This window comes from Pseudomonas sp. TMB3-21, assembly GCF_054898145.1.
In genome coordinates, this window is sequence record NZ_CM142718.1 from 2406103 (window position 1) to 2424450 (window position 18348).

The 18348-nt window shown below is 59.7% G+C and carries 17 protein-coding genes; 10 read left to right on the top strand and 7 right to left on the bottom strand.

Annotated elements, in window-relative coordinates:
* Positions 1 to 214: 214 nt before the first annotated feature.
* A complete protein-coding gene (locus tag ACYZTS_RS11095; RefSeq protein WP_461995870.1) occupies positions 215 to 349 on the bottom strand; it encodes a hypothetical protein in 135 nt (44 codons plus the stop codon).
* Here ACYZTS_RS11095 and quiC point away from each other — a divergent pair.
* Complete coding sequence (gene quiC / locus ACYZTS_RS11100; protein ID WP_028620771.1) at positions 348 to 2249, top strand: 3-dehydroshikimate dehydratase QuiC; 1902 nt, start codon at positions 348 to 350, stop codon at positions 2247 to 2249. The genes ACYZTS_RS11095 and quiC overlap by 2 nt on opposite strands.
* 101 nt (positions 2250 to 2350) lie before the next feature.
* Positions 2351 to 3028 (top strand): TetR family transcriptional regulator, encoded by a 678-nt coding sequence (locus tag ACYZTS_RS11105; RefSeq protein WP_028620770.1) that lies wholly within the window; start codon positions 2351 to 2353, stop codon positions 3026 to 3028.
* Between the two features lie 74 nt (positions 3029 to 3102).
* Here the strand turns inward: ACYZTS_RS11105 and ACYZTS_RS11110 are convergent, their stop codons facing one another.
* From ACYZTS_RS11110 to ACYZTS_RS11125, 4 genes are all read right to left on the bottom strand, one after another.
* Positions 3103 to 3957 carry a shikimate dehydrogenase gene (locus tag ACYZTS_RS11110; protein WP_461995873.1) on the bottom strand — a complete coding sequence of 285 codons (855 nt, stop codon included), beginning with the start codon at positions 3955 to 3957 and terminating at the stop codon, positions 3103 to 3105.
* 187 nt (positions 3958 to 4144) lie between these two features.
* Complete coding sequence (locus ACYZTS_RS11115) at positions 4145 to 5056, bottom strand: LysR family transcriptional regulator (protein WP_461995875.1); 912 nt, start codon at positions 5054 to 5056, stop codon at positions 4145 to 4147.
* Positions 5057 to 5225: 169 nt separating this feature from the next.
* Positions 5226 to 6305, bottom strand: a complete 1080-nt coding sequence (gene trmA, locus ACYZTS_RS11120; protein ID WP_461995877.1) for a tRNA (uridine(54)-C5)-methyltransferase TrmA — start codon at positions 6303 to 6305, stop codon at positions 5226 to 5228.
* Positions 6302 to 7597, bottom strand: a complete 1296-nt coding sequence (locus ACYZTS_RS11125) for an NCS2 family permease (protein ID WP_461995879.1) — start codon at positions 7595 to 7597, stop codon at positions 6302 to 6304. The genes trmA and ACYZTS_RS11125 overlap by 4 nt, the downstream gene beginning before the upstream one ends.
* A 221-nt stretch (positions 7598 to 7818) precedes the next feature.
* Here ACYZTS_RS11125 and ACYZTS_RS11130 point away from each other — a divergent pair, with 221 nt between their 5' ends.
* The 5 genes from ACYZTS_RS11130 (at position 7819) to ACYZTS_RS11150 (ending at position 12754) form a co-directional block, all read left to right on the top strand.
* Positions 7819 to 8265, top strand: coding sequence for a DUF4879 domain-containing protein (locus tag ACYZTS_RS11130; protein WP_461995881.1), 447 nt, complete (start codon positions 7819 to 7821; stop codon positions 8263 to 8265).
* Positions 8266 to 8333: 68 nt separating this feature from the next.
* Entirely contained in the window at positions 8334 to 8885 is a 552-nt protein-coding gene (locus ACYZTS_RS11135; protein WP_028620764.1) for a DJ-1 family glyoxalase III, read from the top strand.
* A gap of 151 nt (positions 8886 to 9036) precedes the next feature.
* Positions 9037 to 9570, top strand: a complete 534-nt coding sequence (locus tag ACYZTS_RS11140) for a (2Fe-2S)-binding protein (protein ID WP_028620763.1) — start codon at positions 9037 to 9039, stop codon at positions 9568 to 9570.
* On the top strand, positions 9567 to 10553 hold the full coding sequence (locus tag ACYZTS_RS11145; protein WP_461995884.1) for an FAD binding domain-containing protein: 987 nt from the start codon (positions 9567 to 9569) through the stop codon (positions 10551 to 10553). Before ACYZTS_RS11140 ends, ACYZTS_RS11145 begins: the two co-directional genes overlap by 4 nt.
* Entirely contained in the window at positions 10553 to 12754 is a 2202-nt protein-coding gene (locus ACYZTS_RS11150; RefSeq protein ID WP_461995886.1) for a xanthine dehydrogenase family protein molybdopterin-binding subunit, read from the top strand. Before ACYZTS_RS11145 ends, ACYZTS_RS11150 begins: the two co-directional genes overlap by 1 nt.
* Here ACYZTS_RS11150 and ACYZTS_RS11155 read toward each other — a convergent pair.
* The gene (locus tag ACYZTS_RS11155) at positions 12751 to 13989 is read right to left on the bottom strand and encodes an MFS transporter (RefSeq protein ID WP_028620760.1); all 1239 of its coding nucleotides are present in this window, start codon (positions 13987 to 13989) and stop codon (positions 12751 to 12753) included. The genes ACYZTS_RS11150 and ACYZTS_RS11155 overlap by 4 nt on opposite strands.
* A 371-nt stretch (positions 13990 to 14360) precedes the next feature.
* On the opposite strand from ACYZTS_RS11155, the gene ACYZTS_RS11160 reads away from it, so the two are divergent.
* From ACYZTS_RS11160 to ACYZTS_RS11170, 3 genes are all read left to right on the top strand, one after another.
* Positions 14361 to 15809 (top strand): cytochrome ubiquinol oxidase subunit I, encoded by a 1449-nt coding sequence (locus ACYZTS_RS11160; protein ID WP_461995887.1) that lies wholly within the window; start codon positions 14361 to 14363, stop codon positions 15807 to 15809.
* 3 nt (positions 15810 to 15812) lie between these two features.
* Positions 15813 to 16820: a cytochrome d ubiquinol oxidase subunit II gene (cydB, locus tag ACYZTS_RS11165; protein WP_028620758.1), complete on the top strand. Its 1008-nt coding sequence runs from the start codon at positions 15813 to 15815 to the stop codon at positions 16818 to 16820.
* Between the two features lie 66 nt (positions 16821 to 16886).
* Entirely contained in the window at positions 16887 to 17054 is a 168-nt protein-coding gene (locus tag ACYZTS_RS11170; protein ID WP_461995890.1) for a DUF2474 domain-containing protein, read from the top strand.
* Between the two features lie 82 nt (positions 17055 to 17136).
* Here ACYZTS_RS11170 and ACYZTS_RS11175 read toward each other — a convergent pair whose 3' ends face one another.
* Positions 17137 to 18261, bottom strand: a complete 1125-nt coding sequence (locus tag ACYZTS_RS11175; RefSeq protein WP_028620757.1) for a methyltransferase — start codon at positions 18259 to 18261, stop codon at positions 17137 to 17139.
* Between the last annotated feature and the right edge of the window lie 87 nt (positions 18262 to 18348).

Here is an 18348-nt window from a genome sequence, read left to right on the forward strand (position 1 = left end):
GTCATGTGGGCCACCGATTATTTTTATGTGGTGTTTTGGGTCTGTTGTCACTGAGACCACTGCTCGTGACCGGACTCAATGTGCGGTTGATGGTGCGCAGTGAACAAAAAATCGTCAATTCGCCAACGGCCATTGTGTTCGATAATCGCACGCAAAACTAACTGGGTAGTACACTTTAAATTGCTGTGTGGAATTCCGCAGCCAATAATTCCTCTCATGAAAACGCAATCCCGTGGGAGCAAGGCTTGCCCGCGATGGCGCCATCGAGATCGCCATCGCGGGCAAGCCGTGCTCCTACGAAGAACATCAGCGTGAAGGCCTTCATCTTCACCACCGGGAGTCGAAACATGCAGCGTTCCATTGCCACCGTGTCCTTGAGCGGTACCTTGCCGGAGAAACTCGAAGCCATCGCCGCCGCCGGTTTCGACGGGGTGGAGATTTTCGAGAACGACCTTCTCTACTACGACGGCAGCCCGCGGGAAGTTAAGCAGATGTGCGCCGATCTCGGGATCGCCATCACGCTGTTTCAGCCCTTCCGGGATTTCGAAGGCTGCCGCCGCGACCGACTCTCACGCAATCTGGAACGGGCCGAGCGCAAGTTCGATCTGATGCAGGAGCTCGGCACCGACCTCGTGCTGGTCTGCAGCAACGCTTCGGCCGACGCCCTCGGTGATGAACGGATTCTCGTTGACGACATGCGCCTGCTGGCCGAACACGCCGCTGCGCGCGGCTTGCGAATCGGCTATGAAGCGTTGGCCTGGGGCCGGCATGTGAATACCTGGCAGCAGGTGTGGAACATCGTCCGCCAGGCGGATCATCCCAATCTCGGCGTGTTGCTGGACAGTTTCCACACGCTGTCGCTCAAGGGCGATCCGAGTGCCATCGCGGACATTCCCGGCGACAAGATCTTTTTCGTGCAGATGGCCGACGCGCCGATTCTGGCCATGGATGTGCTCGAGTGGAGCCGACACTTCCGCTGCTTCCCTGGCCAGGGCGAATTCGATCTGCCTGGGTTTCTCGCACCGATCATCAAAAGTGGCTACACCGGACCCTTGTCGCTGGAAATCTTCAACGACGGCTTCCGCGCTGCACCGCCACGGGCGAACGCGGCTGACGGTTTGCGTTCGCTGCTGTACCTCGAAGAAAAAACCCGCGAGCGACTGGCGCAGGAAGCCAAACCGACGATTAACCCCGAGATTCTGTTCGAGACACCCAGAGCCAGTGAATACAATGGCATTGAGTTTCTCGAGTTCGCCGTGGACGAAAGCCTCGGGGCAAAACTGTCTCACTGGCTGGAGCGGCTGGGCTTCGTCAAAGCCGGGCAACATCGTTCCAAGAGCGTGAGCCTGATGCGCCAGGGCGACATCAACCTGATCCTCAATTCCGAGCCGTATTCGTTTGCCCACAGTTTCTTCGAAGCGCATGGCCCATCGTTGTGCGCAACGGCGGTGCGGGTGACCGACAGCGTCAGCGCGCTGGCGCGGGCGGTGGCTTATAAGGGTCAGCCATATCGCGGACTGGTCGGCCCCAATGAACTGGAGTTGGCCGCTGTGCGTGCGCCGGATGGCAGCCTGATCTATCTGGTGGATCAGCACGCCGATGTCTACGGCACGGATTTCAATCTGCAGCCGGGCGCTACTGCTGGCGGCGGGCTGAAACGCATCGACCACATGGCCATGGCGCTGCCGGCCGACAGCCTCGACAGTTGGGTACTGTTCTACAAAAGTTTGCTGGATTTCGAAGCCGACGACGAAGTGGTCCTGCCCGACCCGTACGGCCTGGTGAAAAGTCGTGCACTGCGCAGCCGGGACAGTTCGATCCGCTTGCCGCTGAACATTTCCGAGAACCGCAATACCGCGATCTCACATGCGCTGTCGAGTTATCGCGGCTCTGGCGTGCATCACATCGCGTTCGATTGCGATGACATTTTTGCCGAAGTCAGCCGGGCCAAGGAAGCCGGTGTACCGCTGCTGGACATCCCGCTCAATTATTACGATGACCTCGCTGCGCGCTTCGACTTTGATGATGAATTTCTCAGCGAACTGGCTTACTTCAACGTGCTTTACGACCGCGATGCACAGGGCGGCGAATTGTTTCACGTGTACACCGAGCCGTTCGAAGGTCGTTTCTTTTTCGAAATCATCCAGCGCAAGAACGGTTACGCCGGCTACGGTGCGGCCAATGTTGCCGTGCGACTGGCGGCCATGGCCAAATCCCGCAGCGGTGCGGTCCGCCAGGCCAAGTTGTAGGTATTTCGTAACCATGAGTTGAAAGCGTGGCTGCGCGGCTTCCTTCACTGTGCAGTGCGGCCCATAATCGCCACCCTGTGCAGTGATGGCCGTGGCCCACAATGACGATAATTTCAGAACTTTCCGCAGCGCCCGAGGCTCCCATCGCCGAGCCTCGCAAGAGTCGCAAGAACAATCCGGAAAAGACCCGCGAGAACATCCTTCAGGAAGCCATTGTGGAGTTTGTGCAGCAGGGGCTTTCCGGCGCGCGCGTCGATGCGATCGCCGAGCGCATTCATACCTCAAAACGCATGATCTACTACTACTTCGGCAGTAAGGAGCAGTTGTACGTCGAGGTGCTGGAGAAACTCTACGGCGATATTCGCAACACCGAAAACCGCCTGCACCTGGCTGAACTGGCGCCGCTGGAAGCCATTCGGCGGTTGGTGGAGTTCACCTTCGATCACCACGATCGCAATGTCGACTTCGTGCGCATCGTCAGCATTGAAAACATCCACAACGCCGAATACGTAAAGCGTTCCGATGCGATCAAGGCGATGAACAACACGATTCTGGACTCACTGGGCGTGATCCTGCGTCGGGGTGTCGAGGCCGGACTGTTCCGCGCTGGGCTCGAGCCGCTGGACGTACATCTGCTGATCACCTCGTTCTGTTTTTATCGGGTGTCAAACCGCCACACACTGGGTGAGATTTTCCAGATCGATCTGCCCGATGAACAGATCAAGCAGCGTCATCGCGAGATGATTTGCGAGTCGGTGCTGCGTTACCTGAAGGCCTGAGTGCTCTGACGATAGCGATTTGAGGCGGCCATCGCCAGCGAGCCGGCTCCTACGGGGTCGGGATTTTATGCATTTCAGCCATTCATGTCCTGAAAATGCGCGAGCATCCGTTGCGCATTCGGCACCACGCCGCTGAACAATTCGAATGCCTTCACGGCTTGAAACACCGCCATGTTCCCCCCGTCCAGCGTCCGGCAACCCAACGCACGGGCGTTACGCAGCAGTTCGGTTTCCAGCGGGAAATAAACGATTTCGGCCACCCACAACTGCGCCCGCAGCAACGCCACAGGCACCGGCGTGCCCGGCAGTTTCTGCATGCCCATGGGCGTGGTATTGACCAGACCATCGGCCACGGCCATCGCGCCTGACAGGTCATGCCCTGCCACTGCGCGCGCTGGACCAAAATGTTGGTTGAGGTTGTCGGCAAGACTCTGCGCCCGGTTGCTGTCCACATCAAAAACGCTCAGCAGTTGTACGCCTTCGCTGAGCAACGCGTGGGCCACCGCCGCACCGGCACCGCCGGCGCCCATCTGGACGACATGCTCCACGGCAACGCCCGGCAAGCCGCGCCGCAAACCTTCAGCGAAACCCAGGCAGTCGGTGTTGTGGCCGATGCGTTTGCCATCCTTGAGTACCACGGTGTTCACGGCACCGATACCGCGCGCCTCTGGCGACAGTTCGTCGAGCAACGGGATGATCGTCTGTTTGCAGGGAAATGTAACGTTCAGGCCAGTGAAGCTCATGCGCTCGGCGGCCAGCAAAAGGTCGGGCAGGGCGGCGCTGTCCAGCTTCAATTGGTCGAGGTCGATCAGGCGATAGAGGTAACGCAAACCCTGCGCGTCGCCTTCGCGCTCGTGCAATGCCGGGGTGCGCGAGGCCTGTATGCCAGCGCCGATCAGCCCGGCCAGGATGGTTGTATTGCGATTCATGAGAGGTGCCTTTTCAGGCCGTTGAGCACCAGCACGATAAGGGTCATCGTGAATATCTCCGTTTATTGTTTTTGGGAACGGCTCGATTTCAGCCTGTGGAGATAAATTGTACTAGACGGTTAATTCGGTCAATCAATCCAACGCAGCGTCAAGCATTTGTGTGCGGTGATCGGACGCTACGGGCGATTCAACGCGGTATCTGTTCAACCAGGAAATCGATGAAAGCCCTCACCCGCAAGGGCATGTGACGACTTTGCGGATAGAGCAGCGTGAACGGTCGCGAGCGTCCGCCATAAGGCTTGAGAATTTCCACCAGCGAGCCATCGGCCAATTCCTTCTCAACGATAAAACGATACGTCTGGAACAACCCGGCGCCATGTTTCGCCAGCGTCACGCCACCCAGAACGTCGTCGGAGCAACTGAGATTGCCTTCGGCGAGAATCTCGCGCTGCTCGCTATTGTCGTTGAACAGCCAGGCAATCCGCCGACCACTACTGGGCAATTCGTACTGGATGCATTCGTGGTGCTTGAGGTCGTTCAGGGTCTGCGGCACACCGGCGCGCTTCAGGTAATCGGGACTGGCAATCATCACCAACGCGGCATCTTCGAGGTGTCGGGCGATCAGCCCGGAATCCGGAATCGCCCGCACGCGAATGGCGATGTCGTAGCCTTCGCCGACGAAATCGATGTTGCGGTTACTGATGTGCGACTCGACCTTGACCAGGGGGAAGCGCTCGCGAAACGCCGGCAACAACGGAAGGATCCGGTGATGGCCGTAGGTCGTCGGAATGCTGATGCGCAGCGTCCCTGAAGGCTCCTGCTGCTGCCCCATGATTTCGCGTTGCGCTTCGACCAGTTGCGCCAGCGCCTGACGACACTCTTCGTAATAACGCCGACCGCTGTCGGTCAGTTTCACGCTGCGGGTGGTGCGCGCAAACAGGCGCACGCCGAGGCGCTCCTCCATGCGCGAGACCGAGCGACTCACGGCCGCCGGCGTCACCCCGGCCACCAGCGCGGCAGCGGTAAAACTGCCGGCCTCGGCGGCCAGGCAGAACAGTTCGATGCTGCCGAGCTGAAGATCGTCGAAGGTTCGCTGCATGGATGATTGCGCCGGGGGATCGGATTCAAAGGTTTTGAAATGTGTTTATCAAATTAGCGGAAGGAATGCTTACCCTTTTTTCAGGCGCCCGCGCAAACCAGATAGCACTGTTTGAACACCCACAAAAAAGCCGTCGCAGTGACGGCTGTTTTGTTTCACTCAGTGGCAATCAACGCCGGGTCAACAACACCCCGGATTCCATGTGATGGGTCCATGGGAACTGGTCGAACATCGCGCAGCGCGTGATGCGGTGGGTGTCGTGCAGTTGGGCAATATTGGCAGCCAGGGTTTCCGGGTTGCAGGAAATGTACAGAATGTTATCGAAACGTCGCGTCAGTTCGCAGGTGTCCGGGTCCATGCCGGCGCGCGGCGGGTCGACGAAGACGCTGCCAAACTCATAGCTCTTGAGGTCGATGCCGTGCAGGCGGCGGAAGGGGCGCACTTCGTTCAGTGCTTCGGTCAGCTCTTCGGCCGACAAGCGCACCAGCGTCACGTTCTTCACAGCGTTTTCGCTGAGATTGCTCAGCGCCGCATTGACTGAAGTCTTGCTGATTTCAGTCGCCAGCACTTTGCGCACACGAGTGGCGAGGGGCAGGGTGAAGTTGCCGTTGCCGCAATACAGCTCCAGCAAATCATCGGTGCGATCGCCCAGTGCTTCGTACGCCCAATTGAGCATCTTCTGATTCACCGTGCCGTTGGGCTGGGTGAACGCGCCTTCCGGTTGGCGATAGCTGAAGGTGCGACCGCCGACTTCGAGCCGCTCGACCACATAGTCGTGGCCGATTACTTCGCGCTTGCCCTTGGAGCGACCGATGATGCTCACGTTCAGGTCCGCTGCGAGCTTTGAAGCAGCCGTGTGCCAATGCTCGTCAAGCGGGCGGTGATAGCACAGTGTGATCATCGCATCGCCGGCCAGCGTGGTTAGAAACTCCACTTGAAACAACTTGTGGCTCAATGCCGCGCTGGCCTGCCACGCCGCCTTCAACTGGGGCATCAGCTCGTTGATACGCAGGCTGGCGATCGGGAATTCTTCGATGAGGATCGGCGTACGTTTGTCTTCCTGGGAAAACATCGCGTAGTGGCGATCGCCGGCCTCGCGCCACAGGCGGAATTCGGCACGCAGGCGGAAGTTTTGCAGCGGCGAGTCAAAGACCACCGGCTCGGGTGCATCGAACGGCGCCAGCAGATCACGCAGGCGCGTGACCTTTTCTTCGAGCTGAACGGCGTAAGCCTGAGAATCAAAAGTCATGCGTTGAACCAACCCAGCTTGATCACAAACAGAATCGACAGAATCACCAGCGCCGGATTGAGCTCACGAGCGCGGCCGGACAGTAGCTTGATGGCGGTCCAGGCGATGAAACCGAAGGCGATGCCGTTGGCGATGGAATAAGTGAACGGCATGGCCAGCGCAGTGACCACGACCGGTGCCGCAACGGTGATGTCGTCCCAGTCTATTTCGGCCAGGCCGGAAGTCATCAACACCGCGACGAACAGCAACGCCGGCGCTGTGGCAAAGGCTGGAACGCTGGCCGCCAATGGCGAGAAGAACAACGCCAGCAGGAACAGAACCGCTACGACGATGGCGGTCAACCCCGTGCGGCCACCGGCGCTGACGCCGGCTGCGGATTCGATGTAGCTGGTGGTGGTCGATGTGCCCAGCAGCGAGCCGGCCATGGCCGCGGTGCTGTCGGCGATCAGGGCGCGGCCCATTTTCGGCATGTGACCGTCCTTGCCCATCAGCCCGGCGCGTTTGGCAACGCCGATCAAGGTGCCGGAGTTGTCGAACAGGTCGACGAACAGGAAGGCGAAAATCACGCTGACCAGACCGATGTCCAGCGCACCTTTGATGTCCAGTTGCAGGAAAGTCGGCGCGAGTGATGGCGGCATCGATACCACGCCGCCAAACGGCGTGACGCCCAGCGCAATGGAAGCGATGGTCACCACCAGAATGCCGATCAGCACGGCGCCGCGAATCTTCAACGCTTCCAGTGCAACGATCAGGGCAAAGCCCACGGTGGCGAGGATCGGCGCAGGTTGTTTCAGGTCACCGAGGCCGACCATGGTGGCGGGGTTGCTGACTACGATGCCGGCGTTGTGCAGGGCGATCAACGCGAGGAACAGGCCAATACCGGCGGCAATCGCCGAGCGCAGCGGCAACGGAATGCTGTTGATGATCCATTCGCGGATGCGAAAGATCGACAACAGAAAGAACAGCACCGCCGAGATGAACACCGCGCCCAGCGCCACTTGCCAGGTGTGGCCCATGTGCAACACGACGGTGTAGGTGAAAAAGGCGTTCAGACCCATGCCCGGCGCGAGGGCGATCGGGTAGTTGGCGATCAGGCCCATCACTGCGGAGCCGATGGCGGCTGCCAGGCACGTCGCAACGAACAACGCACCTTTGTCCATGCCGGTCTCGCCGAGGATGCTCGGGTTGACGAATAAAATGTAGGCCATGGCCAGGAAGGTCGTGACGCCCGCAAGAATCTCGGTGCGCACGTTGGTGTTGTGTGCCTTGAGTTGAAACAGCCTTTCCAGCATGTCTGCTCCCCGTGGCGCGCCCGGCGCCGTGAATGTATGGACTTCAACAGCAAAGCACAGGGCACTGATCGCGCCTGTTATTTTCTGTGGGTCGGAAAAAGCCGCGCATCATACCAGCAGCGTGGGGTTGTGGCTGCTGATGGCTGCGTTCGTCGTCGATGTTTTGCGTTAAAGCCAAACGCGCCATACTGCGTGCTGGTTTTCGGAACAGTGGGTCGTGCATGAAAAAGCGTCTGTTTGGCGGATTCGGTCTGTTGCTCGCCCTGTTGCTGAGCGCGCCAAGTGCGTCAGCGGCCTCGGCGGGCGCGTTGAGCCAGCTCAAGGTGCTCAAGGTCGAATCGCCGGCCTGCGGTTTTGAAGACATCACGCCCGGACAGGAACGCACGCGCTGCGATCACGGTGGGCCGAACATCAAGGTCTACGTGCTGGAGGTCGGCTATGGCCGCAAGGCGCATGTCGCCCTGGACGGTTTTGAAGTCAACGGCACGCGAACGCCGGTCTGCGCATTTGATAACGGCAACCTGACGGAATGCACGGCCGGCAAGAAAACTGTCGGTTATCTGTACGTTCTCGATCTGGCGGGCAAGCAGGAGGGCACTTTCACGTTCAGAAATACGTCGATCAACGCCCCCGGCAATACGATGTCGACGCAGCTTTACATCAAGTAACGGCTGGACCCGAACAAGGGTCTGGAAAGCTGACTACGCTCTAAAGATCATTCCGTGGACCTTCGCACATGACCTTTAGAGCTTTAATAACCCTCGCCGAGGGCATCGACGACCTGCAAACCGTGACCTTGATAGACGTGCTGCGCCGCGCACAAGTGGAAGTGGTGGTCGCCAGTATCGAGCGGCGGCGCATGCTGACCTGTGCCCGCGGCACCCGCTTGACTGCCGACGCGATGCTGGTGGATCTGCTCGCGCAACCGTTCGACCTGATTGTCCTGCCCGGCGGTGCCGTTGGCGCGCAGCATCTGGCGGCCCATCAACCTTTGCAGCAACTGATCAAGGATCAAGCGGCGGCCGGGCGCCTGTTCGCCGGCATTGCCGAAGCACCCGCGCTGGCGCTGCAAGCCTCTGGCGTGTTGCGTCAGCGCCGCATGACCTGTCTGCCGAGCACCAGTCATCAACTCTCAGGCTGCAATTTCGTCGACCAACCGGTGGTGGTCGATGGCAACTGCATCACCGCGCAAGGCTCCGGCGCAGCCCTGGAATTCGCCCTGACGCTGGTTGAGCAACTGTGTGGCAAGGCCACGCGGACGACGGTGGCGGCGGAGTTACCGGTCTAACGGCTTGGCCGCGAATGGCACGTTTGGCGCTTCATTAAGGTTTTATATCGCCTATCAATCCCCTTGAACGCTCACAAACCCCCGAAGTCGTACCCCTTATGACGGCGGTTTGCCAAAACGCCGCGAACATACGACCAACCGTGAGGTGTTTATGAGCGTGACCACTCCCGACGTGGCGCAACCGGCGTTCGTCCGCCACCCGCTGAAACTGACTTTGAATGGCCAGGAGCGTCAGCTTGAGGTCCTGCCCTGGACCACATTGCTCGACTTGCTGCGTGAGCAACTGGACCTGATCGGCACCAAGAAAGGCTGCGATCACGGCCAGTGCGGTGCCTGCACGGTGTTGCTCAACGGCAAGCGGGTGAACGCCTGCCTGACGCTGGCGGTGATGTGTGACGGAGCTGAATTGACCACGGTTGAAGGCTTGGCTGAAGGTGATCAACTGCATCCGATGCAACAGGCCTTCATCAAGCACGACGCCTTCCAGTGCGGTTATTGCACGCCGGGGCAAATTTGTTCTGCGGTCGGACTGGCCAATGAGGGGCGGGCGCAGACAACCGAGCAGATCAAGGAACTGATGAGCGGCAACCTGTGCCGCTGTGGTGCCTACAGCAATATTCGCGATGCCATCGAAGAGGCGCTTCCCGCCTGCCGTCAACGCGCCGGGCAAGGAGGTGAGCAATGAATCCCTTCCAGTACAGCAAACCGGATTCGGTGCAGAGCGCCGTTGATCTTGCCGGGCCCACGTCCCGTTTCATCGCCGGCGGGACCAACCTGCTGGATTTGATGAAGGAAAACATCGCTCGCCCGGAACACCTGATCGACATCACCAGTCTGCCGTTGCGTGACGTGACGGAGACGGACAGCGGTGGGGTGATGATCGGCGCCTTGGTGAGCAATGCCGATCTGGCCTGGCACCCGTTGATCGAGCAGCGCTACCCGTTGCTCTCTCAAGCGATCCTCGCCGGTGCTTCGCCGCAATTGCGCAACATGGCCAGCACCGGCGGCAACTTGCTGCAACGCACACGCTGCTATTACTTCTACGACGCGAACGTGCCCTGCAACAAGCGCGAACCGGGCAGCGGTTGCCCGGCGCGAGACGGGCTGAACCGGATTCACGCCATCCTCGGTGCGAGTGCGCAATGCGTTGCCACTCATCCGTCCGACATGTGTGTGGCGCTGGCCGCGCTGGGTGCAGTGGTTCATGTTCAGGGACCGGCCGGCGCGCGGACCATCGAGTTCGCCGACTTCCATCGTTTGCCCGGTGATTCGCCCGAACGCGATAACCAGTTGGCTGATGATGAGCTGATCACCGCCGTAGAACTGCCCGCTGCTGGCTTTGCCGCAAACAGTCATTACCTGAAGATTCGTGACCGGGCGTCTTACGCGTTCGCGCTGGTCTCGGTGGCCGCCGCGCTGGAGATCAGCGGATCGGTCATTGGTGAGGCGCGATTGGCACTGGGCGGCGTGGCGCACAAGCCGTGGCGCGACCTGGACGTGGAAAGGTGGCTGGTGGGTAAATCGGTCAGTGAAGAAACCTTCGCCGCCGCTGCCGACGCGTTGCTGCAAAACGCCGAACCGCTGGAACACAACGCTTTCAAAGTGAAACTGGCGCGCCGGGCCATCGTCCGCGCCCTGAGCGAAGCCGCGCTGGGAGGCCACGCCTGATGAATACCCTCACGAAACCTATGGGCCAGCCTCTTGACAGGGTCGACGGCCACTTGAAAGTAACCGGTCAGGCTCGCTATGCCGGTGAGTATCCCGAAGAAGGCCTGCTTCACGGCAGCGTGGTGTCGAGTTCCATCGCCAATGGGCGTGTTGTGAGCATTGATGCATCGCGGGCCCTGGCTCTGCCAGGCGTGATCGCCGTGATTGATCACACCAATCGGCCGAAAATCGCCAGTTACGATGAAAGCTACGACGACGCCGATTCGGCGGAAGGTTCGCCATTCCGTCCGTTGTACAACGACCGCGTGCTGTACAGCGGTCAACCGCTGGCGCTGGTGGTGGCTGACAATCTCGAACTGGCGCGCTACGCCGGCTCGTTGGTGAAGATCGAGTACGAAATCCAGCCCCATCAGACTGATCTGTTGACGCTGCAGGACGAAGCGCATCCGGCCCCTGCAGAATTGCCCGAACCTCGTGGGAATTTTCAGGCCGAGTTTGCCGGGGCGGCGTTGAGTCTCGACCTCAATTACAGCACGCCGATCGAGCACCACAATCCGATGGAACCGCATGCCAGTACGGTGTTGTTTCAAGCGGACGGCAGTTTGCATATTCACGACAAGACCCAAGGCCCGCAGAACTGTCAGTCTTACGTGCAGAAAGTCTTCGGTCTGGAGAAACAACAGGTCAGAATTTTCGCCGCCTATGTCGGTGGCGCGTTTGGCTCAGGTTTGCGTCCGCAATATCAACTGCCGCTGGCGGTGATGGCGGCGTTGCACCTGAAACGTTCGGTGCGTGTGACGCTGACGCGCCAGCAGATGTTTACGTTTGGCTATCGCCCTCGCACGCTGCAGCGCCTGCAATTGGGCGCTGCCGCCAATGGCCGCTTGCTCGCGGTCGGCCACACGGCCATCGGCCAGACGTCGCGTTTTGAAGATTTTACCGAACACGTGGTGGAGTGGAGCGGCATGCTCTACCACTGCGACAACGTGCAATTGACTTACAAACTGGTGCCCCTGGATGTCTTCACCCCCTTGGACATGCGCGCCCCGGGCGCGGCGCTGGGGTTGATCGGTCTGGAATGCGCTATGGACGAACTGGCCTGCGCCTTGGCGATCGACCCGGTGCAATTGCGCTTGGTCAATTATGCCGAACGCAATCAGAACGAAGACAAACCCTATTCCAGCAAAGAGCTGCGTGAGTGCTATGCGCAAGGCGCCAAGCGCTTCGGCTGGGATCAGCGTGACCCTGAACCGCGCAGTATGCGTCAGGGCCATCAACTGGTTGGCTGGGGCATGGCCGGCGGTGTTTGGGAGGCCATGCAACAAAAGGCCAGTGCCAAGGCCAGTCTTGATCAGAATGGTAAACTGACCGTCAGCAGCGCGACGACGGACATCGGCACCGGGACTTACACGGTGATGACGCAAATCGCCGCGCAGGCCTCAGGTGTTGCCGTGGAGAACGTCACTTTTGTCCTCGGCGATTCGTCGTTGCCGACGGCGCCATTGCAGGGTGGCTCGTTCACCGTGTCCTCGGTCGGTACGGCCGTGCAGCAGGCTTGCGAAGCGTTGAAGGAAAAGTTACTGGCGGTGGCGCGGCAAACCTCGCCGGCCTTCAGCGCTGTAACCTCGGAGCAAGCAGTGTTTGAAGACGGCATGCTGACGTTCGCAGACGCGCGCATCGCCCTGGCCGAGCTTGCCCGCAATAGCGGGGATGAGAAGGTCGAAGTGCAGGTCGATGCCGAGCCGGACAAGAAGCGCGATGCCTATGCAACGGCCACCCATTCGGCGGTGTTTGTCGAGGTGCTGGTGGATGAGCACCTGGGCACGGTGAAGGTCAACCGGGTGGTCAGCGCGATCGCGGCCGGTCGGGTGGTCAATCCGAAGATGGCGCGCAGCCAGATCCTCGGCGGTGTGGTCTGGGGCATTGGTATGGCACTGCACGAAGAAACGCAGACCGATCACACGCTGGGCCGCCACATGAACCACAGCCTGGCCGAGTACCACATCCCGGTGAACGCGGACATTGGCGACATCGATGTGCTGTTCGTCGAAGAACACGACGAAATCGTCAATGCCCTGGGCTCCAAAGGTGTTGGCGAAATCGGCATCGTCGGGGTGGCGGCAGCGGTGGCCAACGCGATCTATCACGCCACTGGTAAACGGGTGCGGGACTTCCCGATCACCCTGGACAAGCTGCTCTAGGCTTTCACTTCCTCAAGCGGCTCGTGCATGCGGTCGCGGTTGGCCAGGGTCGGGAACAATTTGATCCAGACCCCGGTGACCACCAGCGTGCCGATGCCGCCCATCACCACTGCCGGGACCGTGCCGAACCAGTGCGCGGTCACGCCCGATTCAAATTCGCCCAACTGATTGGAAGCGCCGATGAACAGACCGTTCACGGCGCTGACCCGGCCGCGCATTTCGTCCGGGGTTTCCAGTTGCACAAACGAGGCGCGGATCACCATGCTGATCATGTCGGCCGCACCCAACACCACCAGCACCGCCAGGGAAAACCAGAACGACGTTGACAGGCCGAAGGCGATTGTCGCGACGCCGAACACGCCTACGGCGGTAAACATTACGCGCCCGACCTGTCGATCCACCGAAAAACGCGCCAGCCACAGCGACATCAACAGCGCGCCAACGGCCGGCGCCGAGCGCAACAGGCCCAACCCCCATGGCCCGGTCAGCAGAATGTCCTTGGCGAACACCGGCAGCAGCGCCGTCGCGCCGCCGAGCAACACGGCAAACAGGTCAAGGGAAATCGCCCCGAGAATGTCCGGGCGGCTGCGGATGAAGCGGATGCCTGCGAGCAACGAATCCAGCGTCGCTTTGCCTTTGTTTAAAGGTGTTTGCCGCGCGGGCAGGTTGAGCATCAACAGGCAGGCAATCACGTAGAGGATCACCGTCGGGCCGTAAACCCACACGCTACCGAAGGCATAGAGCAAACCACCGAGTGCCGGGGCGACGATGGTTGCCGATTGCTGCGCCGATTGAGCGGCAGCGACAGCGCGAGGAAACAGCGCTTTGGGCACGATGCTCGGTAACAGGGCCTGCGTAGTCGGCATCTCGAAGGATCGCGCGGCGCCCAGCAGGAAGGCGAGGATGAAGATCATTTCACGCGTGACGTTATCGGTCGCGCTGCCGATCGCCAGCGACAGGGCGATCAAGGCTTGCAGCGACTGGCAGATGGCCGCGACCTTGCGCCGGTCGTAACGGTCCGCCACATGCCCGGTGTGCAGCATGAACAGAACACGCGGGGCAAATTCGACCAGCCCGACCAGGCCGAGGTCGAGCACGTTGCCGGTCAGTTGATAAAGGTTCCAGCCAATGGCGACCGTAAGCATTTGAAAGCCACTGGCGGTGAATACCCTGGCCAGCCAGAACGCAATAAATGGGCGGTGATGACGTAACAGCAACGGCGCTTGGCTGGGCATCGACGGTCAATCTGAATGAAGGAAAGGGCGACATTATCACCAACCTGTAACCAGAAGTTGCGAGCGCAGCGCATTTGATGACCAAACGCCGAAGGCAGCTGCTGCACAGTTCCATCCCCGTTGATGAGGCAACCTGTCACGCGGCAATAGACCACACCGTCCATCGTCGAAATTCGGACTACTCTTTCATCGTTGCTTGATCCAGATCAAAACCGCACCAGGATTTGATCCGGCGGCCAAATGGCCAGACTCCCTACGTTGTGATGTTGGTAAAAAAAGAACGAATTCGAATTCGCCACACTCCATATCCGTGGGGGCAGTGGGTGCAGGCCACAAGCCTTCAGCCGGTATTACCTGACAGAGGAAGACTTATGTTCGGTTTGGAGGCGCTCGATCTCGCCCGAATCCAGTTCGCGTTCACCATCTCGTTTCACATCCTGTTCCCGGCCATCACCATTGGTCTGGCGAGTTACCTGGCGGTGCTTGAGGGGCTGTGGCTGAAAACCAACAACAACACCTATCGCGATCTGTATCACTTCTGGTCGAAGATCTTTGCCGTCAACTTCGGCATGGGTGTGGTGTCCGGGTTGGTGATGGCGTATCAGTTCGGCACCAACTGGAGCCGCTTCTCGGACTTTGCCGGTGCCGTGACCGGGCCATTGTTGACGTACGAGGTGCTGACCGCTTTCTTCCTCGAAGCCGGTTTCCTCGGTGTCATGCTGTTCGGCTGGAACAAGGTGGGGCGCAACCTGCACTTCTTCTCCACCGTCATGGTCGCTGTGGGCACGCTGATTTCAACCTTCTGGATTCTCGCGTCCAACAGCTGGATGCAGACCCCGCAGGGCTTCGAGATCATCAATGGCCAGGTCATCCCGACCGACTGGTTTGCAGTGATCTTCAACCCGTCGTTCCCGTACCGCCTGGCACACATGGCGACTGCTGCGTTCGTGGCAACGGCATTCTTCGTCGGTTCCTCGGCGGCCTGGCACTTGCTGCGCGGTCGCGACAACCCGGCGATCCGCACCATGCTGTCGATGGCGATGTGGATGGCCTTACTCGTCGCGCCGATTCAAGCCGTGATCGGCGACTTCCATGGCCTCAACACGCTCAAGCATCAACCAGCGAAAATCGCGGCGATCGAAGGCCACTGGGAAAACCACGGCGACGAACCGACTCCGTTGATCCTGTTCGGCTGGCCTGACATGAAAGAAGAGCGGACCAAGTATGCCGTCGAAATTCCGTACCTCGGCAGCCTGATCCTGACCCACTCGCTGGACAAACAAGTGCCCGCGCTTAAAGACTTTCCGCCGGAAGACCGGCCAAATTCGACCATCGTATTCTGGTCCTTCCGGATCATGGTCGGCCTGGGCATGCTGATGATCTTCACCGGTCTGTGGAGCTTGTGGCTGCGCAAACGGGACGCTCTCTACACCTCGCGGCCCTTCCTTTATCTGGCCCTGTGGATGGGGCCGTCCGGGTTGATCGCAATTCTCGCTGGCTGGTTTACCACCGAAATCGGCCGTCAGCCGTGGGTGGTTTACGGGTTGATGCGCACGGCGGATGCATCGTCCGGGCATAGTTTCATGCAGATGAGCATCACCCTGATCATGTTTGTGGTGGTCTATTTCGCCCTGTTCGGCGCCGGTCTGAGCTACATGATGCGCCTGGTGCGCAAAGGCCCGGTCACCGATGAGGGCAAGGAAACCAACGACGGCGGCCCAGGCAAGAAGCGTACGCCGGCCCGTCCACTCTCGGCTGCCGATGAAGATAACGGCGAAGGCGACGTGCACGACCCTATCAGCCTGAACAAGGAGATTTGAATCATGGGTATCGATCTTCCGCTGATCTGGGCCGTTATTATTATCTTCGGCATCATGATGTACGTAGTCATGGACGGTTTTGACCTGGGCATCGGGATTCTTTTCCCGTTCGTTAAAGGCAAAACCGACCGCGACGTGATGATGAACACGGTGGCGCCGGTCTGGGACGGTAACGAAACCTGGCTGGTGCTGGGCGGCGCCGCGTTGTTCGGCGCGTTTCCGCTGGCATATTCGGTCGTGCTTTCGGCGTTGTACCTACCGCTGATTTTCATGCTGATGGGTTTGATCTTTCGCGGCGTAGCGTTCGAGTTCCGCTTCAAGGCGAAGGACGAAAAGCGCCACTTGTGGGACAAGGCATTCATCGGCGGATCGATTGCGGCGACGTTCTTTCAGGGTGTTGCGTTGGGCGCGTTCATCGACGGATTCGAGGTGGCCAACCGGCAATTCGTCGGCGGCTCGCTGGCTTGGCTGACGCCGTTCACACTGTTTTGCGGCGTGGCTTTAGTGGTTGCCTATGCCTTGCTGGGTTGCACCTGGTTGATCATGAAAACCGAAGGCAAATTGCAGAAGCAGATGCACGATATCGCCAGGCCTTTGGCGTTTGTGGTGCTGGCAGTCATCGGTATCGTCAGTATCTGGACGCCGCTGACGCACGCGGATATCGCCGCTCGCTGGTTCACCCTGCCAAATCTGTTCTGGTTCCTGCCGGTGCCAATTCTGGTTTTGGTGACGATGTATGGTCTGCTGCGCGCTGTGGCGCGCCATGCCAATTACACGCCGTTCCTCTTGACGTTGGTGCTGATCTTCCTCGGCTACAGCGGGCTCGGCATCAGCCTGTGGCCAAACATCATACCGCCGTCGATTTCAATCTGGGATGCTGCTGCGCCGCCGCAGAGTCAGGGTTTCATGCTGGTAGGTACACTGTTCATCATCCCGTTCATTCTGGGTTACACCTTCTGGAGCTACTACGTATTCCGCGGCAAGGTTACCCATGAAGATGGTTATCACTAGTCAGCCGTGCTTGCTCGCGATGGCGTCCTCGACGGCGCCAACGACCTTCGAAGAGGAATGAACGAGATGTCTAACAAACCTTCACTGCACGACATCCAGGAGGCCGAAAAAAAGCCGCTCTGGCAGCGGCTTGGATGGTTGGCGATGATCTGGACCGGCAGCGTGGTAGCGCTGTTCATCGTCGCCACTCTGATGCGTATGTTTATGAATGCTGCGGGCCTCAGCACGCCCTGAAACACTTCAACTGTTCCCATTCTGTGCCTTGTGGCGCAGTCCTCAAACCCTCCTGTGATGGAGGGTTTTTTTTCGCACCTGATTACTTGCGCGCTTTCAGAATCACGAATTTTGGCGTGGCGGCTACTTGTTCGACGCCACGGAACAACCGCGCCAGCTTGCTGTGGTAACCCAAGTGGCGATTGCCGACGATGTACAAGGCGCCGCCCACTACCAGCGCTTCGCGGGCTTGCTGGAACATGCGCCAAGCGAGGAAGTCGCCCACCACTTGCTGCTGATGAAATGGCGGGTTGCACAGTACGACGTCCAGCGACTGCGGTTCCTGCCCGGCCAGACCATCGCCGGCACGCACGGTCACTTCTCGATCACCCAACGCCGCCTGCCAGTTCTCGACAGCGGATTGCACTGCCATGAATGATTCATCGACCAGCGTGTAATGCGCTTCGGGGTTTTGCAGCGCGCTGGCGATGGCCAATACGCCATTGCCGCAACCGAGGTCGGCGACCCGCGCCGTGCCAAGGTTGACTGGCAGGTGCGGGAGAAAGGCCCGCGTGCCGATGTCCAGCCCTTCGCGACAAAACACGTTGGCATGGTTGATCAGTTCAATCGGCGGCGCGTCGAGCTTATAACGAGTGGGGTAGGGGGACGCAGCCGGTGCCTTTGCCTCAACGGTGGCAATCAACAGGCGGGCTTTTTTCACCGCCAGTGAAGCTTGCACCGGGCCAATGTAGCGCTCCAGCAAATCGCCTGCAGCCCGTGGCAAATGCTTGACCATCGCCGCAGCAATCACTTGGGCGCCGGGTGCCAGTTGGCCCTGGAGCCGTATCAACTGCTCCTCCAGCAACGCCAGGGTTTTCGGTACGCGAATCAGTACCCGATCGAACGGACCGACGATGGCTTCGCTGGCGGGTAGGTGCGGCACCGCGTCGAATGGCAATCCGTTGCGCAGCAGATTTTTTTCCAGTCCTTGCAAGGCCAGAATCGAGTCGCCACTGCTGGTCACCCGGACCTTGCCCGACAGGCTCACCGCCAATGCGCCGAAACTGTCGTTGAGCACCAGCACGCGCATGTCTGCGTTCGGATTTTGATCGGCCAGGTGACCGAGCAAGTACTCGTCTGCCGCGTCGAATGCCTGCAAAGGCTCGTTCTGCTGTTCAGGCTGGCGAATGAGGTCGAGCCGGGCGAAAGGTGTTTCGAGCAAAGGCATGAGGCGGGTAGCTCTGATAATCAACAGGGATCCCGCGGCCCTGAGGCGCTGTGGCGGGCGAGACCGTCCAGGTGAACTGCGTCGTGG

Bases quoted from the DNA above. Each gene is read 5' to 3' on its own strand.
- quiC (WP_028620771.1), top strand. From the start codon at position 348: ATGCAGCGTTCCATTGCCACCGTGTCCTTGAGCGGTACCTTGCCGGAG.
- ACYZTS_RS11095 (WP_461995870.1), bottom strand. From the start codon at position 349: ATGTTTCGACTCCCGGTGGTGAAGATGAAGGCCTTCACGCTGATGTTC.
- ACYZTS_RS11105 (WP_028620770.1), top strand. From the start codon at position 2,351: ATGACGATAATTTCAGAACTTTCCGCAGCGCCCGAGGCTCCCATCGCC.
- ACYZTS_RS11110 (WP_461995873.1), bottom strand. From the start codon at position 3,957: ATGAATCGCAATACAACCATCCTGGCCGGGCTGATCGGCGCTGGCATA.
- ACYZTS_RS11115 (WP_461995875.1), bottom strand. From the start codon at position 5,056: ATGCAGCGAACCTTCGACGATCTTCAGCTCGGCAGCATCGAACTGTTC.
- trmA (WP_461995877.1), bottom strand. From the start codon at position 6,305: ATGACTTTTGATTCTCAGGCTTACGCCGTTCAGCTCGAAGAAAAGGTC.
- ACYZTS_RS11125 (WP_461995879.1), bottom strand. From the start codon at position 7,597: ATGCTGGAAAGGCTGTTTCAACTCAAGGCACACAACACCAACGTGCGC.
- ACYZTS_RS11130 (WP_461995881.1), top strand. From the start codon at position 7,819: ATGAAAAAGCGTCTGTTTGGCGGATTCGGTCTGTTGCTCGCCCTGTTG.
- ACYZTS_RS11135 (WP_028620764.1), top strand. From the start codon at position 8,334: ATGACCTTTAGAGCTTTAATAACCCTCGCCGAGGGCATCGACGACCTG.
- ACYZTS_RS11140 (WP_028620763.1), top strand. From the start codon at position 9,037: ATGAGCGTGACCACTCCCGACGTGGCGCAACCGGCGTTCGTCCGCCAC.
- ACYZTS_RS11145 (WP_461995884.1), top strand. From the start codon at position 9,567: ATGAATCCCTTCCAGTACAGCAAACCGGATTCGGTGCAGAGCGCCGTT.
- ACYZTS_RS11150 (WP_461995886.1), top strand. From the start codon at position 10,553: ATGAATACCCTCACGAAACCTATGGGCCAGCCTCTTGACAGGGTCGAC.
- ACYZTS_RS11155 (WP_028620760.1), bottom strand. From the start codon at position 13,989: ATGCCCAGCCAAGCGCCGTTGCTGTTACGTCATCACCGCCCATTTATT.
- ACYZTS_RS11160 (WP_461995887.1), top strand. From the start codon at position 14,361: ATGTTCGGTTTGGAGGCGCTCGATCTCGCCCGAATCCAGTTCGCGTTC.
- cydB (WP_028620758.1), top strand. From the start codon at position 15,813: ATGGGTATCGATCTTCCGCTGATCTGGGCCGTTATTATTATCTTCGGC.
- ACYZTS_RS11170 (WP_461995890.1), top strand. From the start codon at position 16,887: ATGTCTAACAAACCTTCACTGCACGACATCCAGGAGGCCGAAAAAAAG.
- ACYZTS_RS11175 (WP_028620757.1), bottom strand. From the start codon at position 18,261: ATGCCTTTGCTCGAAACACCTTTCGCCCGGCTCGACCTCATTCGCCAG.